Source organism: Mesobacillus jeotgali (genome assembly GCF_002874535.1).
In the GTDB taxonomy this organism is placed as follows: Bacteria; Bacillota; Bacilli; order Bacillales; family Cytobacillaceae; genus Mesobacillus; species Mesobacillus jeotgali.
Genome location: NZ_CP025025.1, coordinates 1,130,875 through 1,147,875 on the forward strand (window position 1 = coordinate 1,130,875; position 17,001 = coordinate 1,147,875).

At 43.2% G+C, this 17,001-nt stretch carries 16 protein-coding genes; 12 read left to right on the forward strand and 4 right to left on the reverse strand.

Annotated elements, in window-relative coordinates; translation table 11 throughout:
• Nucleotides 1-12: 12 nt before the first annotated feature.
• The 5 genes from argB (at nt 13) to argF (ending at nt 7,132) form a co-directional block, all read left to right on the forward strand.
• Nucleotides 13-774, forward strand: coding sequence for an acetylglutamate kinase (gene argB / locus CD004_RS05495; RefSeq protein ID WP_324782928.1), 762 nt, complete (start codon nt 13-15; stop codon nt 772-774).
• Nucleotides 774-1,928, forward strand: a complete 1,155-nt coding sequence (locus CD004_RS05500) for an acetylornithine transaminase (protein ID WP_102261843.1) — start codon at nt 774-776, stop codon at nt 1,926-1,928. Before argB ends, CD004_RS05500 begins: the two co-directional genes overlap by 1 nt.
• Nucleotides 1,929-2,005: 77 nt before the next feature.
• Nucleotides 2,006-3,085 (forward strand): carbamoyl phosphate synthase small subunit, encoded by a 1,080-nt coding sequence (locus tag CD004_RS05505; RefSeq protein ID WP_102261844.1) that lies wholly within the window; start codon nt 2,006-2,008, stop codon nt 3,083-3,085.
• Entirely contained in the window at nt 3,078-6,179 is a 3,102-nt protein-coding gene (locus tag CD004_RS05510) for a carbamoyl-phosphate synthase (glutamine-hydrolyzing) large subunit (RefSeq protein WP_102261845.1), read from the forward strand. Before CD004_RS05505 ends, CD004_RS05510 begins: the two co-directional genes overlap by 8 nt.
• Entirely contained in the window at nt 6,176-7,132 is a 957-nt protein-coding gene (argF, locus tag CD004_RS05515) for an ornithine carbamoyltransferase (protein WP_102261846.1), read from the forward strand. Before CD004_RS05510 ends, argF begins: the two co-directional genes overlap by 4 nt.
• A 666-nt stretch (nt 7,133-7,798) precedes the next feature.
• Here argF and CD004_RS05520 read toward each other — a convergent pair.
• Nucleotides 7,799-8,611: an undecaprenyl-diphosphate phosphatase gene (locus tag CD004_RS05520; RefSeq protein WP_102261847.1), complete on the reverse strand. Its 813-nt coding sequence runs from the start codon at nt 8,609-8,611 to the stop codon at nt 7,799-7,801.
• Between the two features lie 34 nt (nt 8,612-8,645).
• Nucleotides 8,646-8,861 (reverse strand): hypothetical protein, encoded by a 216-nt coding sequence (locus tag CD004_RS05525; protein ID WP_102261848.1) that lies wholly within the window; start codon nt 8,859-8,861, stop codon nt 8,646-8,648.
• A 176-nt stretch (nt 8,862-9,037) separates the two neighbouring features.
• Between CD004_RS05525 and CD004_RS05530 the strand changes: the two genes are divergently transcribed.
• Together CD004_RS05530 and clpB are read left to right on the forward strand one after the other, a co-directional pair.
• Nucleotides 9,038-9,220 (forward strand): YjzC family protein, encoded by a 183-nt coding sequence (locus CD004_RS05530; RefSeq protein ID WP_079508079.1) that lies wholly within the window; start codon nt 9,038-9,040, stop codon nt 9,218-9,220.
• Nucleotides 9,221-9,370: 150 nt separating this feature from the next.
• Nucleotides 9,371-11,971, forward strand: a complete 2,601-nt coding sequence (gene clpB, locus CD004_RS05535) for an ATP-dependent chaperone ClpB (RefSeq protein WP_102261849.1) — start codon at nt 9,371-9,373, stop codon at nt 11,969-11,971.
• Nucleotides 11,972-12,027: 56 nt separating this feature from the next.
• Here clpB and CD004_RS05540 read toward each other — a convergent pair whose 3' ends face one another.
• A complete protein-coding gene (locus CD004_RS05540; protein WP_102261850.1) occupies nt 12,028-12,216 on the reverse strand; it encodes a YjzD family protein in 189 nt (62 codons plus the stop codon).
• 261 nt (nt 12,217-12,477) lie between these two features.
• Here CD004_RS05540 and CD004_RS05545 point away from each other — a divergent pair, with 261 nt between their 5' ends.
• The 4 genes from CD004_RS05545 to CD004_RS05560 all read left to right on the forward strand — a co-directional run bounded on the left by CD004_RS05545 (nt 12,478) and on the right by CD004_RS05560 (nt 15,418).
• Nucleotides 12,478-13,215 (forward strand): alpha/beta hydrolase family protein, encoded by a 738-nt coding sequence (locus tag CD004_RS05545; protein WP_102261851.1) that lies wholly within the window; start codon nt 12,478-12,480, stop codon nt 13,213-13,215.
• 68 nt (nt 13,216-13,283) lie between these two features.
• Nucleotides 13,284-14,111: an NAD(P)-dependent oxidoreductase gene (locus CD004_RS05550; protein ID WP_102261852.1), complete on the forward strand. Its 828-nt coding sequence runs from the start codon at nt 13,284-13,286 to the stop codon at nt 14,109-14,111.
• Nucleotides 14,112-14,254: 143 nt separating this feature from the next.
• Nucleotides 14,255-15,205: a BMP family ABC transporter substrate-binding protein gene (locus CD004_RS05555; protein ID WP_102261853.1), complete on the forward strand. Its 951-nt coding sequence runs from the start codon at nt 14,255-14,257 to the stop codon at nt 15,203-15,205.
• 24 nt (nt 15,206-15,229) lie between these two features.
• Entirely contained in the window at nt 15,230-15,418 is a 189-nt protein-coding gene (locus CD004_RS05560; RefSeq protein ID WP_102261854.1) for a ComZ family protein, read from the forward strand.
• Between the two features lie 31 nt (nt 15,419-15,449).
• Here the strand turns inward: CD004_RS05560 and CD004_RS05565 are convergent, their stop codons facing one another.
• Nucleotides 15,450-15,761: a hypothetical protein gene (locus CD004_RS05565; protein ID WP_102261855.1), complete on the reverse strand. Its 312-nt coding sequence runs from the start codon at nt 15,759-15,761 to the stop codon at nt 15,450-15,452.
• A gap of 281 nt (nt 15,762-16,042) precedes the next feature.
• Here CD004_RS05565 and CD004_RS05570 point away from each other — a divergent pair, with 281 nt between their 5' ends.
• Entirely contained in the window at nt 16,043-16,975 is a 933-nt protein-coding gene (locus CD004_RS05570) for a beta-ketoacyl-ACP synthase III (RefSeq protein ID WP_102261856.1), read from the forward strand.
• The last annotated feature ends 26 nt before the right edge of the window (nt 16,976-17,001 follow it).

Sequence of the window (17,001 nt, forward strand, 5' to 3'; positions counted from 1 at the left end):
TAATTGGAAACAGTGGTCATTAAATGCGGCGGTAGTGTGCTGGAGGACCTTAATGATAATTTCTTTAATAGTCTCAGAGAATTGAAGGAGGCTGGGGTGTATCCGGTCATCGTTCATGGCGGAGGGCCAGCTATCAACTCGATGCTTGATTTATATGAAATCCCGGCTGAGTTCAAGAATGGTTTAAGAGTAACGTGCGAGAAGACCATGGAAATCGTTGAAATGGTATTGTCCGGACAAACGAACCGGAAGCTATGCAGCATGCTGATGAAGCGGGACTTTAATGCTCTCGGTATCAATGGCAGCGACGGACTTTGTCTCCAGGCGGATTTTATTGATAAGCAGAGTTTGGGATACGTAGGAAACATCACCCATGTAAATAATGACCTGATTATGCTGGCAGTCAATAATGGCTATATTCCTGTAATTACTCCAATCGGCATTGCCGAAGATGGCAGCAAGCTAAATATAAACGGCGATTATGCTGCTGCATCAATTGCGAAAGCCTTGAAGGCTGAACGCTGTGCTTTCGTTACCAATGTTGACGGAATCCTGATAGATGGTGAGTTGGTCAGCGAAATTACGGATAGCGAAATAGAAAACTATATTACTGAAGGAAGCATCTATGGAGGAATGGTTCCAAAGGTGAAATCCGCATTGTCAGCTACAGCGGCGGGCGTGGACACTGTCATGATCATTTCTGGCAAAAAGCAATTCTATAAAAATAACTGCTGGCACGGTACAGCGATTGCCGCAAAAGAAGAGGTGTTTTAATGAGTCATTTATTCCCTACCTATCAACGATGGGAAATCGAACCTGATAAAGCAGCAGGGACGATCATCTATGGAAAGGATGGAAATCAATACCTTGATTTTACTTCAGGCATAGGTGTCTGCAATTTAGGCCATCGCCCTGAAGCAGTGGAACGTGCAGTCAAGGAACAGCTGGAATTGTTCTGGCATGTTTCAAATCTCTTTCCGCAAAGCATTCAGGAAGATGCAGCGAAAAAGCTCGCAGAGGGTTCTGGGTTGGATTGTGTATTTTTTGCCAATAGTGGCGCTGAAGCAAACGAAGCAGCTATTAAACTGGCAAGGAAAGCTACTGGCCGCACCAAAATCATCACTTTCCTGCAATCCTTTCACGGCAGGACTTTCGCCGGGATGGCTGCGACTGGACAGGATAAAATCAAGCAAGGGTTTGGAAGCATGCTTGAAACATTTATCCACCTGCCATTCAACGACCTGGATGCTTTAAAAACCGAAATTGATTCTGATACAGCTGCGGTAATGATTGAAATGGTCCAGGGTGAGGGCGGAATCAATGTCGTTACAAATGAGTTTATAAAGGAAGCAGCAAGCTTATGTGCCGAAAGTGGCGTCCTGCTTATTATCGATGAAATCCAGACCGGCATCGGGCGGACCGGGAAGCCATTTGCATTTAAGCATTTTGGGATTGAACCCGATATCATAACTGTTGCGAAAGGGCTTGGCAATGGGTTTCCAATAGGAGCTGCCATAGGCAAAGAGGAACTTGCGGAGTTTTTTGGTCCAGGAAGCCATGGGTCGACATTCGGCGGAAACCCGATCAGTACGGCGGCAGCGATAGCCGTTATGGACATCATTTTTAGCGAAGAATTCCTTAAAGAGGTAACAGATAAGGGTAAACAACTGTTTGAGTTGCTTAATAAGGAACTCGGGTGTATGGAAGTGGTTAATGAAATCAGGGGACTTGGATTGATGGCGGGAATCGAACTGACTGTTGCTGCCCAGCCAATTCTAGCTGAGTTAAGGAAATCAGGAATGATCGCGTTGCCGGCAGGAGAGAAGGTAGTCCGTCTTCTTCCGCCGCTTAATGTAACAACAGAGGAGATAGAAAAGGCTGTCTCTTTAATGAAAGAAACACTAAGTAAAACTAAGGTAACAGCTTAAATAGCAGTAAATTTTTTTAAATATTAATGTATAAAAATAAGTTAATATAAATAAATATACGTTTGGAGAGGTGTCTGATGAAAGGATATCTGCATCTGGCTGACGGCAAGACATTTCAGGGGCACTTGCAAGGTTCGCTAGCTGAAGAAGGTATTGCCGGTGAGATAGTATTTTTTACAGGAATGACGGGTTATCAAGAGGTGCTGACTGATCCTTCATACAAGAATCAGATCATTGTTTTCACGTATCCGCTGATTGGCAACTATGGCATTAATGATAAGGATTTTGAAAGCAAAAAGCCGCATGTTGCAGCCGTAATCGTTCTAGAAGCTGCAAAAACAGCTTATCATTATGAAGCCCGGCACTCATTTACAGAGTATCTGGAGAAATGGGAAATACCTTTACTCGAGCATGTGGATACGCGCGAGCTCGTAAAATGCATCCGCCAGAACGGGACGATGCCTGCAATTTTATCCAGCGGCCCGGTTTGTGAATTAAGATGCGACACAATCGAGGGAATCAAAGTGCAGGAGGTATCTTCGAAGGCAACAGAATCTATCGGATTTGGCGACACCCATATTGTGTTGATTGATTACGGTTTTAAGAAATCGATTGCTGACTATTTGGTCAAACAAAATTGCCTCGTGACAATTGTTCCTTACAATTATAGCTTTGAACAAATTGCTGCTTTGAAGCCTGATGGGGTGCTGTTATCTAATGGACCAGGTGATCCGAAAGAATTATTTGGACAGTTGCATGAAATCAGGAAAGCAATCGAGCATTACCCTGTATTGGGGATTTGCCTTGGGCACCAGCTGGCAGCACTGGCGCTTGGAGGAGACACCCAGAAAATGCTCTTCGGCCATAGAGGAGCAAACCAGCCTATATACGATGTAAAAAGCAAACGGGTATTCATGTCATCGCAAAATCACAGCTATGCTGTTGATTCAAAAAGTATCGGAAGTACAGGATTAAAGGTTCTTTTCTTCAATCAGAATGATCAGTCAATCGAAGGCCTTTACCATGAAAAGTTCCCTCTGATGACTGTCCAGTTCCACCCGGAAGCAAGCCCCGGCCCTGAAGACAGTGTATTCATATTTGAAGATTTCATCAATACAGTCAAATACAAAAAGCGGAGAGAAGTCAGCTATGCCTAAGGATAAAAATATTAAGTCAATCTTAGTAATCGGTTCTGGCCCAATCATCATCGGCCAGGCCGCAGAATTTGATTATGCTGGGACCCAGGCCTGCATCGCCTTGAAAGAGGAAGGCTATCGGGTGATCCTGGTAAACAATAACCCGGCAACCGTCATGACAGACCATGTTTTTGCGGATGCAGTCTATTTTGAACCGATGACACCAGAAGGCGTAGAAAAAGTGATCAAGGTTGAAAAGCCGGATGGAATTTTAGGGACTCTTGGCGGCCAGGCAGGGTTAAATCTTGTGTTTAAGCTGAGTGAAGAGGGAATTCTCGAAAAGTACAATGTAAAAGTGCTTGGCACCTCGGTTGCAAGTATTAAACAAGGTGAAGACAGGGAAGCCTTCCGCAGCCTGATGCATGAGCTAAATGAACCAGTCCCGGAGAGTGAGATCGTCCAATTTGTTGAAGAGGCGGTGGTCTTTGCAAACAAAATCGGCTTTCCGTTAATTGTAAGGCCTGCTTACACACTTGGAGGCACAGGCGGTGGGATAGCTGAAACAATGGAAGAATTGATGTCTCTAGTTTCGGGCGGATTAAGTGAGAGTCCGATAAAGCAATGCCTGGTCGAAAGAAGCATTGCAGGCTATAAGGAAATCGAATACGAAATGATGCGTGATGCAGCTGGTACTTGCATCTCCATCTGCAATATGGAGAATATTGACCCAGTCGGCATCCATACAGGCGATTCCATTGTAGTAGCTCCATCACAGACACTTACGGATCGAGAATACCAGATGCTCAGGACATCCGCCGTTAAAATCATTTCAGCTTTGGGCATCGTTGGAGGCTGCAACATCCAGTTCGCTCTCGATCCAAAGAGCAAAAATTACTTTTTGATTGAAGTGAACCCACGGGTCAGCAGATCTTCAGCGCTTGCATCAAAAGCGACAGGTTATCCAATCGCACGGATGGCAGCAAAGCTGGCAGTCGGATACAATCTTGCCGAGATCATAAACCCTGTGACAGGCACTACCTTTGCCAGCTATGAGCCATCGCTCGACTATGTAGTAGTGAAAATACCGAAATGGCCGTTTGAGCAATTCCCGCAAATCGACAGGAGCTTAGGGACGCAAATGAAGGCAACAGGGGAAGCGATGGCAATTGATCGGAGCTTTGAACGAGCCTTTAACAAAGCCGTCCGTTCACTGAACATAAAGACTCTTGATTTACGACTGCCGGCATTTGAAAAATATACTGTCGAACAGCTATATATATTGGCAGAAAAACAGACAGACCAGCGGATTTTTGCATTGCTCGAACTGCTGCGCCGGGGTGAGCAAATTGAGTATCTCCACGAAAAAACAAAAATAGATTTATTTTTCCTTCATAAATTCAAGTCTTTGACCGGCATTGAGAAGGATATTGAAGGACGCAAGATCGAAAACATTACAGCATTAGAATTAAGGTACCTGAAAGAAAAGGGATTCAGTGATTCCTACCTGGCAAAAGAGTGGAAGGTTAGTGAGAAAGCGGTCAGGGAGCTGCGAAAAAAGCACGGAATCACCCCTGTTTATAAAATGGTCGATACATGTGCTGCAGAATTTGAATCTGCTTCCAATTATTTTTACTCCAGCTATCTTGGGGAAAATGAGGCGACAGTTAGAAGCAGTAAACGAAAGGTGCTAGTGATTGGCAGCGGTCCAATCAGTATCGGTCAGGGAATTGAGTTTGATTATTGCAGTGTTCATGGCGTTTTTGCCCTTAAGGAAGAAAATGTAGAAACAATCATGATCAATAATAATCCTGAAACCGTCAGCACTGATTTTACGATATCTGATCGATTGTATTTTGAGCCTATAACCCTGGAAGACATCATGAATGTGATTGAAATGGAAGGGATAGAGGAAGTCATTGTCCAGTTGGGTGGGCAGACTGCATTGAATCTGGCAAAAGAACTTGAAGAAGCTGGAGTCAAGCTTTTGGGAACGAGTTCAGCAACAATTGATTTGTTTGAAGACCGAGATCAATTTTACCAGCTTCTCGACAAGCTTCAAATTCCGCGTGTAAAGGGTGAAACAGCTGAGGACAAGTGTGAACTGCTTAGCGCTGTTGGGCGGTTAGGGTATCCAGTATTAATCCGGCCTTCGTATGTGATTGGCGGACTAAATATGGTGGTGATTCGAAACGAGCAGGAACTCAAAAATGCTCTTGAGGCAGGGAGTATTTCATATCCTATCCTGGTGGATCAATACCTTGAAGCAACTGAGGCAGAACTTGATCTTGCAGCTGATGGAGAGCATATCCTGATTCCAGCTATCATTGAGCACATCGAAAAAACAGGTGTCCATTCAGGGGACAGTTTTTGCATCATTCCTGCACAAAGCTTTCCAAATGAAACGAAGCAGCAGATGGCTGAGTATGCAAAGCGGATCGTGACTGAATTGAAGTATAAGGGATTAATGAACATCCAGTTCATTGTGAAGGGAAATGAAGTGTATCTGCTTGAAGTCAATCCACGATCCAGCAGGACAATGCCGATCGTCAGCAAGGTAGCCGGTGTTGAATTAGTCAAAAAAGCGACAAAAATATTGCTTGGGAAATATATTTTGTCGAAAGATGAAGTATTACTCGACTCTGATGCACAATACACATGCGTAAAACATCCTGTGTTTTCAAATTTTGCTTTAAAAGGACTGGATGCAAAGACAGGTCCGCAAATGATATCTACAGGGGAAGGCATCAGCATCGCATCGACACTTGAAGAAGCATTGAATAAGAGTTTCCATTCAATCAGCGGAAAAGCTGTCCAGGGAGCAGTCGCGTTTGCTGATAAAAACGAGTTATTGGAAGCTGGAAAGAAGCCAGCAAATTTAAATTTAATTCATATCGAAAAAGTAACCGACCATCAAAAAGTGGTAGCCCTGTATTGTCCTGGCACATCAGAGAGGGATATTTCTCTAAGAGAGTGGGCTGTAAAGAATCGAAAAATCGTACTGACCCAAAAAGAAACCCTACATGCATTGTTAAAAAGTGCATCAATTGAAAGTTGGAATGTCAACTCCCTGGATCAATGGTTGACAGAAACTAGTGAGGAAGTGATGGCAGAATGACAGCGCTACAGCAGATTAATATTGATCTAAAGGGCAAAGACTTGTTAACTCTGGCAGATTTGCAACCAGAGGAAATTTTAACATTGTTAGAAAAGGCAGTGGTCTTAAAGGAAAAAACATTAAAAAAACAATTCGACCAGCCACTTAAAGGGAAAATACTTGGAATGATCTTCGACAAGTCGTCAACGCGTACGAGAGTATCTTTTGAGGTAGGAATGATTCAGCTTGGAGGAAGCGCACTTTATTTAAATGGCAACGATCTTCAGCTCGGGCGAGGTGAATCGGTAGCAGACACAGCCCAAGTTCTTTCACAATATCTTGACGGGATTATGATCAGAACCTTCTCGCACAAGTCAGTCGAGGAATTGGCCGATCATGCCGACATTCCGGTCATCAACGGTCTGACCGATTTGTACCATCCTTGCCAGGCACTTGCAGACCTTCTGACGATTTATGAACAAAAGGGGAAGTTGAAAGGCCTCAAGCTTGCTTACATTGGTGATGGAAACAATGTCGCCCATTCATTGATGATCTCCTGCACAAAAGTCGGGATGGATGTATCTATTGCTTCTCCAAAAGGATACTTCCCTGATGAGACGATAACAGCTCGCTGTGAAGACTTTGCAAGGCAGAGTGGTGCAAATTTGGTCATTACACAATCTCCTCAAGAAGCCGTTAAAAACGCAGATATTATCTATACGGATGTGTGGACCAGTATGGGCCAGGAGCTCGAAAATGAACAAAGGTTACAGGATTTTCATGAATACCAGGTGAATGAAGCATTACTCCAAGAAGCAAATGAAGACTACCTGTTCATGCACTGTCTTCCCGCACACCGAGGCGAGGAGGTAACAGCAGAAGTCATCGACGGTGCGCACTCCGTCGTATTCGAACAGGCAGGAAACCGGCTTCATGCCCAGAAAGCATTGCTTGTTGAGTTATTGAAGGATTAAGTGACTGGAGCAAATGCCTAGGTTAAAAATAAAGACAGAATCCTGAGCAGTTTTGCTACAAGGTCATAGGTGGAAAAAGGTCATATAGAAATGTTCTATGTGCCCGAAACGGTGGGCGTAGGCGGGAAAAGGTCAAATAGAAATGTTCTATGTGCCCGAAACGATGGCCAGAGGAGGGAAAAGGTTAAATAGAAGTGTTCTATGTGCCCGAATTGGTGGCTGGAGGCGGGAAAAGGTCAAATAGAAAGGTTCTATGTGCCCGAAACGATGGCCGGAGGTGGAAAAAGGTCAAATAGAAAGGTTCTATGTGCCCGAATCAGTGGGCGTAGGTGGGAAAAGGTCAAATAGAAATGTTCTATGTGCCCGAAACGATGGCCGGAGGTGGAAAAAGGTCAAATAGAAAGGTTCTATGTGCCCGAATCGGTTGGCGTAGGTGGGAAAAGGTCAAATAGAAATGTTCTATGTGCCCAAAACGATGGCCAGAGGTGGAAAAAGGTCCTATAGAAAGATTCTATAAGCCCGAATAAGTGGTCCAGGCACAAAAAGATCCTTTAGAAGGGTTTTGAACTGTCCAATTGAGTATCCAGGATTCAAAAAGGCAAAATGGAGGACATTCCATATTTAAAAACGCAAAAACCGGCTGTTGAATCAGCCGGTTTTTGTGTATTAAGAGAAGATAAGGACAAGTGGTCCTACTATGAAGCAGTAAATTGCAAAGTATTTCAGGTTTCCACGCGCCATGATATTCATGAACCATTTTAATGAAAAGTAAGAAGCAATAAGTGATGCGATGAATGCGAAAATATATGGCACAGCTAGTTCCCCGAGTCGCTCATCAAGTAAGAGATCAGAAAATCCGAGAATCATTCCGCCGAAACTAACTGGAATATAAAGCAGGAAAGAGTACCTAAGAGCCGTTTCCTGTTTCATACCAAGACTCATCGCTGCAACAATGGTAGCTCCGGAACGGCTAATGCCAGGAATCAGGGCTACTGCTTGTGCCAGTCCGACAATGATGGCATCTTTGAAACTTAAATCTCCGTCATTTTTGCGTCCGCGCATATTTCTGATTAGCCAAAGCGCAATGCCAGTCACTATAAGTGTTACGCCGACAGTCTTAATATGGGACAATTCTTTTTCGATAAAATCTCCGAATAGAATTCCAATGACACCAGCAGGAATTGTTCCGACAATCAAATAAATGATGAACATGAAATCTGGCTTGGCGTCAGAGTCTTTAGTTTTAAGATATGCAATCCCGTTAACAATTAACCGGATGATATCGGCTCTATAGATTAACAAAACAGCGAATAGGGAAGCTGTATTCATTAAAAGGGCAAAACTTAATCCTTCAATTTTTAACCGGAAAAAATGTTCTGCGATCTCAAGATGCCCGCTTGATGAAACAGGAATCGGCTCGGTGATTCCCTGGAACAGCCCAAGAAATATGTATTTTAACAATTCGTAAAAATAATCCATATCGTTTTGAATCCTCCGTTTTATATAAGCTAAACTAATATATTATTTCCACCTTGAGAATTGTCCAGCTCCAGCGCCTAGCCCCTCGAGTCGCTTGTCTAGTGTCGCCTCCTAGAAACTCCAAAACTTCAACTCCGCCGGCAGAAGCAAAAAGCGCTTCTTTGTCGGAGTCTCCAGTTTCTGCGTTTCTGGACAGTCGGCTATACTTTTCGATTTCGGTCCTGCCAATGAAGTCAAAGAACGACTTCACTGGCAGGACCTCCATCGCTTGTCGGGGCTGACCAAGGCGCTTCCGCTTTTCTTTTCTCATACACACTAATGTACCGTATAACCCTTTTTTTTGGAAGGATAAAATATGCATAAATACTTTATTTGAATCAGTAAATAATATAATTGCCGGAATACTTTAATGAAGGAGGAAGGCAAATGGGTCAAAGTCATCAGTTCCGTGCCGGACAAAAGGCACCGAATAATGGTATTTACATTGAAATTGGCGAAACAGGCAGCAATGTCAACAATCCGCAGAAAATCAAGCTTAAAGCTGGGGACCGTTTTCCGGAAAACTCCAACCATAACCGCCACTGGACTTACATGCCAAAGTTCAAATAAGCTGTATCACACTCAACAGGACGAGAGCTAATCGAGGGTGAAATCCATTCTGCTTTTTTCTTAAGCCATCCAATGCGGATGGCTTTACTAATTGGGAATTTTTATTATAATATAATTAAAGGTCAAAAAAGGTCAAAGGAGTGGTTGGGCATGGATTTGAATAAAATGACTGAAAGCTTGCAAAATGCCTTTGTATCAGCCCAGACCCTGGCTGTTCAATATAATCACCAGGAAGTAGATGATGTGCACTTGATGCTTGGCCTGCATGAACAGGATGGCAATCTGGCCGAAACTCTGCTTGCTGGAATCGGACTGAATCTAGATCATTATATAGAAGAATTAAACCATATCCTGTCAAAGAAGCCGCAAGTTTCTGGTAGCGGGGCAGAACAGGGTAAATTATATATTACGGCAACTCTGCAGAAGGTTTTGGCACAGGCAGAAAAGGAAATGAAACAGTTCGAGGATGACTTTTTGTCTGTAGAACATGTTTTGTTATCTTTACTTGATATACCGAGCTCAGAAGCAGGGGCAGCTTTAAAAAAATTAAATGTTAGCAGAGAAAAATTATTAACAAGAATCAAAGAGGTTAGGGGGAACCAGAGAGTGACTTCACAAAACCCAGAAGCTACTTATGAAGTGTTAAAAAAGTATGGCCGCGACCTTGTTGAGGAAGTCCGTGCGGGAAAGGTTGACCCGGTAATCGGCAGGGATAGTGAAATTCGAAATGTCATCCGCATCCTGTCAAGGAAGACAAAAAACAACCCAGTTTTAATCGGGGAGCCAGGCGTAGGCAAGACAGCTATTGTTGAAGGACTGGCACAGAGGATCGTTCGAAGGGATGTTCCGGAAGGCCTGAAGGATAAGACGGTCTTTGCACTGGACATGAGCGCTCTGATAGCTGGTGCTAAGTTCCGTGGCGAATTTGAGGAGAGACTGAAAGCAGTATTAAATGAAGTGAAAAAAAGTGAAGGGAAAATCCTCTTGTTCATCGATGAGCTCCATACCATTGTTGGCGCAGGTAAAACTGAAGGAGCAATGGATGCCGGGAATATGCTGAAACCAATGCTTGCTCGTGGAGAACTGCATTGCATCGGGGCAACGACACTTGATGAGCATCGCAAGTATATCGAAAAGGATCCAGCGCTGGAAAGAAGATTCCAGCAGGTACTTGTGCAGGAGCCAGATGTCGAGGATACTGTATCAATTTTACGAGGATTGAAGGAGAGGTTTGAAATCCACCATGGAGTGAATATCCATGACCGTGCGCTGGTTGCTGCCGCTACATTATCAGATCGTTACATCACAGACAGATTTTTGCCAGATAAGGCGATTGACCTCGTAGATGAAGCGTGCGCGATGATCCGTACAGAAATTGACTCAATGCCGACTGAGCTTGATGAAGTGACTAGAAGGGTCATGCAGTTAGAAATTGAAGAAGCTGCGTTAACTAAGGAAAAAGATGATGCAAGCCAAGTGCGCCTTGAAACTCTGCGTAAGGAGCTTGCTAACTTGAGGGAAAAAGCAAATATAATGAAGTCAAGGTGGCAGAAAGAAAAAGAAGGCATCCAAAAGGTCCAGGAACAGCGTGAGCTGCTGGAAAGACTTCGTCGAGAGCTGGAAAAAGCAGAAAATGACTATGATTTAAATAAGGCTGCTGAACTTAGGCATGGCCGTATACCTTCTCTTGAAAAAGAACTCAAGGCACTTGAGCAGGAGGTTAGCAAAAATGAAGGAGAGAGGCTCCTTCGCGAAGAAGTAACTGAAGAGGAGATTGCGTCAATTGTCTCCAGATGGACAGGCATACCAGTGATGAAGCTTGTTGAAGGTGAACGCGAAAAGCTTCTCAAGCTAGAAAGCATTCTTCATGAACGGGTTGTTGGACAGGATGAAGCTGTTTCACTTGTATCCGATGCTGTCCTCAGAGCTAGAGCTGGCATCAAGGATCCGAACAGGCCAATTGGGTCTTTCATTTTCCTAGGTCCTACCGGAGTAGGTAAAACAGAACTGGCCAAAACGCTTGCTCAGTCTTTGTTTGACAGTGAAGAACATATCATTCGAATTGACATGTCTGAGTATATGGAAAAACATGCAGTATCAAGGCTGATTGGGGCACCTCCTGGATATGTAGGTTATGAGGAAGGCGGCCAGCTGACAGAAGCGGTCAGAAGGAATCCATATTCGGTCATCCTCCTTGATGAAGTGGAGAAAGCACATCCAGAAGTGTTCAATATCTTATTGCAGATGCTGGATGATGGCCGGGTAACGGACTCACAAGGGAGAATGGTCGACTTTAAGAATACTGTCATTATTATGACATCCAATATTGGCTCCCATCACTTGCTAGACCGGCAGGGTGGAGGCGATGAAATCCCTTCTGAAACCAGGGATCTAGTAATGGCCCAGCTTCGTGGCCATTTCCGTCCGGAATTTCTGAATCGTGTGGACGAAATCATCCTTTTCAAGCCTCTGGCATTAAAAGAGATCAAAATGATCGTCGGAAAATTAGTAAAGACTTTGCAGTCAAGGCTCGCAGACCAGCAAATCCAGCTGTCAATCACCGATGAAGCAAAAGCGTTCTTGGCTGAACAAGGATTCGATCCCGTATACGGCGCTAGGCCGCTTAAGAGATTTATCCAGAGGAGCGTAGAAACAAAGCTCGCCCGGGAAATCATTGCAGGCAGGATCAAAGAGAAGAGCCAGGTGGAAATTGGCGTAGAAAATGGAGATATATCCTTGAGTGTAAAGTAAGCGGCTTACTAACAAAGAAAAAAAGTCATCCGGTCGGATGACTTTTTTTATGTACTTTAATGACCATGCTTCTCTTCAGATCCATTTGGAAGAACTGCCGGAATCACAAGGATTATGACTGTTGCCACAACCGCAAGGATCGTACTTTGAGCTAAGTCCAATCCAACGCCGATCATCGCGCCAGCTACGTAATTAAGCATTAGAACCAGGAGGAAAGTCCAGAGTAAAGTCCAGAAATATTTCACGATTTTCACCTCTTACATTATTAAATCTTTTCTCATCTTACCATAAGCCATATAAATTATAAATGAATTTTAAATAAAATGAAAAGCGTTTTCATAGTACACCTCTATTTTACAAAAACCTGGTAAAATTAATATATCGGACTTATGGAGATTTGAACACCGTGAGAAGGGATAAATATGGAAAAATGGGCAAATCCCCTTTCATTTCCTGTTAAATTACATACAGTAATATGAATAATCTGTAGAGAAGGGGTTGGTAAGATGGAGAGCCGGAACTTTAAACTGGATACCGAATGGAATGTCATCCATTATCCTGAAAGGCCAAATGGTTTCGGTATCCTGACGATTGGAGATGAAAGGCATTTTGTGAACAGCGAAAGCAGCTTCTGGATGCAGAATGAAGGTAAACGTTCACTGTTGAACATACTGAAAAATGAAGGGTATACTGTCTTTTATTCAAATTTATATGGAAGACATTGGGGGAGTGAGAAGGCTGTCGAGTTAACCATGAGACTGTGCAGCCATATCGTCCGTAATGAAATATTGAATACTTCTTTCCATGTAGTGGCTGAGGGGATGGGGGCACTTGTTGCCTTAAAACTTTTAGCGCATGGTGATTCAAAAATCAGAAGCCTGGTCTTGATCAATCCAATCCTCTCTCTGAGTGATCACTTGGAGCAGGAAAAAGAGAATAAGTTTTTTTATAAAAAGCTTGTCGCAGAACTAGAAGCTGCATATGAAACCGAGATTAGCAAGCTCCTTGAGAGTTTCAATGATAGCTCTTCGAGTCCTGCTTTCAATAAAGAAACGCCTGTGAAAATCATACATGTATTAACAGGAAACAGAGCATATAAGCAGTCAAGTATCATTAAGGAACTTTCAGTTGATTGGGAAAGAGCTGAGCTCCCGGTTACCGTAAGTTATGTACTTCCTGAAAAAGTGCTTCAAGTAGGAAGCCAAATCGTACAATTTTTTACAAAATATGAGCAAGTCCTATAACTCCCTGCAAATATTTTCAGTTTTAGATTCATAGGATACAAGAGAGTATTTGCAAGGAGGAGTTCATTATGGAAAGGGCAACGATTCTCGGAGTATATGATTTTATAGGATATAGTCTGTGCCGTCATATGCTTGATCTGGGCGTAGAGATAGATGGAATTCATCAGTCAGGAAACATAGATGATTATTTTACAGAAGAAAAACGTCTCGAAATCGGCAGGAATGCTAACTTCTCAGAGATCAGTCTGCAAGATTGGGAAGCTGAGCAGGCAGAAGGGTTTCTGTTCGTGACTTTGTTTGAGTCGCTGCAGACTCGGAATGGTACAGATGATTTATTGAAAGCACTCATCAGCAAATTAGAAGACCGTCATTTGAATAAGCTGCCGACAGCTGTTATTCTGCCTGCATATTTTGCCGAGGAAAACATGGATTTTAGAGAGGTAGAAACAAAAATTAGCACCTATATAAAAAATAGGAAATCCACACTTCTAACAATTTATTTGCCGACTATTTATGGTCCCTGGCAGCCGGAGGAGTGTTTTTTCCAGCAAGTGATCTTTCATTCTTCAAGTAATCGCAGGAAGCTTCCTGATATTAGCAAATGGGAGTGGACGCATGATTGCTTGTATATAGATGATGCTGTTAAAACTATAAAGGAAATGGCTGAATCAGGACAACAGGGCCAGTATATACTATCAAGTGGTGAAAAGGACAGATGGCTGAAGTGTGCCGAGGAGCTGATGGGCCAGGATGCGGCAAAACTTAGGAACGAGGTTGCAGCACCGGTAATAAAAGGAACAATTGAAGTCAGGACATTAGGACAAAATGAGCAAATCTGCAAGGGATTTAGAAAGCAAAAGGAGCATTTTACCCGGATTCAGGACAGCAGAGTCTAAGCGAATTTCGATAAACCACTTTTCAAAGTGATACTCCAGAGAGTAAAATGGTAAAAGATTCTTTTAATCGGTTCCATTTTAATAAAGCGAACACTGAATGATTTTAAGGATTTGCACAGTGGCGCATAAAGGAGATGCATCGGATGCTGAAACGTTTCGGGCTAATATTGTTAAGCCTTCTTTTGCTTGGGGGATGCGGACAACCTCTTGCAACAGGCAAGGTGGAGAAAGTCGGCCTGTTGGTGCCTGAAACTATTAATGATCAGGTGTGGGGGACGAAAGGATATCGAGGACTTCTGCAAATTCAATCCAGCCTGGGGGTTGATGTCTTTTTCAAAGAAGGTATGAATACACAGGAAGATGTAGAGGCTGCTGTGAAGGAGTTCGACCGCCAGGGAGTTAACCTTATATATGGGCATGGAAATGAGTACGCACCTTATTTCAATAAGCTGTCAGGGAACTACCCTGACATACATTTCATTAGCTTTAATGGAGATGCCAGAACAAAAAATACGACAAGCCTAAATTTCAAGGGATATGCCATGGGCTTTTTTGGTGGAATGGTCGCGAGCCATATGTCGGAAACCGGCAAGGTTGGGATCATCGCTGCTTATGAATGGCAGCCTGAAGTGGAAGGCTTTTATGATGGTGCGATGTTTGAAAACAAGGATATGAAGGTCGACATTCGCTTTGTAGGACACTGGGATGATCAAAAGAAAGCGCTGGATGTCCTTGACGATGTATTAGATGAGGGAGCCGATGTCATATATCCTGCTGGAGATGGGTTTAATGTACCCGTGATCGAAAGGGTGAAGGACAGAGGCTTATATATAATTGGCTATATTTCAGACCAGTCGGATTTTGGCGAGTCGACGGTATTGACGAGTACTGTCCAGCACGTTGACGACTTGTATGAATTGACGGCTGAGAAATTCAATAATGGGGAATTAAAGTCGGGCAACCTATCATTCGACTTTCAGGATGGAGTTATTTCCCTCGGCAAGTTCAGTCCTAAAGTCGATTCCAAGTTTAGGGAAAGAATAGGCACGTTTATCAATTCTTATAAAGAAACCGGCAAATTGCCCAACCAGTAAATATATTAGAAGGAGACGTTCTACATGCAAAGTAATGATAAAACGATGGAGTTCATGCAAATCGCGATGAAGTACCTACCGGAAGCTCAGCAAAAACTACAGGAGGCAGGTATTGAATTGACCATGGACAACCTCCAGCCATTTTTTACGCTTTTCACTAAGGTAATGAATGAAGCATACGAGCTGGGAAAAGCAGATGCCGCAAAAGAATAATATATTCAGGAACAAAAGCTGAGGAGCGCCCTCAGCTTTTATTATTTTCTATGAAATGGTCAAAAAGTGGTTTTACTTTGCCCACTAACGGCTTGAGTTCTCTGGCTGATGTGATTAGTGTATCTACATGGTGCATGACTTCATCTAAATCAATTTGTCCCAAATACTTGTTAAGGGGAGAATCATTTTTCACTCTTTGCTCACTAGATTCTTCGTTATTTCTTGGCCGCCCGAACATAAATTGATCGAAATGAGTATGACCTTGTTCACCTTGATCGGAACTCTCTTCATTATCTCTCTTTAGCTTAAAACCAAATAAGTCCCTGTCTCTTCCATCCTCCATTTTCACTCCCACCTTTCTATTTATTTTAAAAATTAGTAAGCAACTGGTTAGACTGGCTTATTTCAGACTGCCTTAGGTCGTCAACAACCGGCCCAAAAGCATTAGTCTTCAATGTCAGTTTATGATTGATCTGGCCACATGGACTAGGGCAGGAGCGGAATTGTTAATTTTCAGTTGCAGTGAACGAGCAGTTTCTGCTAAAATTAGTACCAAGTCATAATAATTGATAATAAAAAATTTAACAAAATAGACAGAATCCAAGATAAAAGGAGATGGATCCCATGAATGCAGGGATAACTGGGGTTGGGCGGTATTTGCCGGAAGAAGTTGTAACAAACCTTGATTTAGAAAAGAAAATGGATACCTCGGATGAGTGGATCCGGACAAGGACGGGGATAGAAGAACGAAGAATAGCAGGCGACGATATGGACACTTCGGATTTAGCCTATCGTGCTGCTGTTGAAGCCATCAGCAATGCTGGGATCTCAGCTGAGGACCTCGATTTGATTCTTGTGGCGACAGTTACACCTGACCAGCCTTTCCCAACAGTTTCTTGTATGCTCCAGGATCAACTTGGTGCGAAAAAAGCTGCCGCAATGGATTTGAGTGCCGCATGTGCGGGATTCATGTATGGAATGGTTACTGCTAAACAATTTATTGAAGCAGGCACATATAAGTATGTTTTAATAGTAGGTGTAGAAAAGCTTTCCAAGATAACCGACTGGAACGACCGTAACACAGCTGTGCTGTTTGGTGATGGAGCAGGTGCGGTTGTCATGGGACCTGTCTCTGATGGCAGAGGAGTGCTTTCATTTGAACTCGGATCTGATGGTTCAGGCGGCAAGCATTTGTACCAGGATGACTATATAGTAATGAATGGCCGTGAAGTTTTTAAATTTGCTGTCAGGCAAATGGGTGAGAGCAGTATTAATGTCCTTGAAAAAGCTGGACTTTCAAAAGAGGATGTTGATTTCCTGATTCCCCACCAGGCAAATATCAGGATTATGGAATCTGCCCGTCAGCGACTTGAACTGCCTGTAGAAAAAATGTCAATGACCGTCCATAAATACGGTAATACATCAGCTGCATCGATACCGATCTCGCTTTTTGAAGAACTGGAAGCAGGTAAGATCAAGGACGGCGATGTAGTAGTAATGGTTGGCTTTGGCGGCGGTTTGACATGGGGCGCGATTGCAATGCGCTGGGGCAATTAAACCAATTATTAGATGAACTCTATATA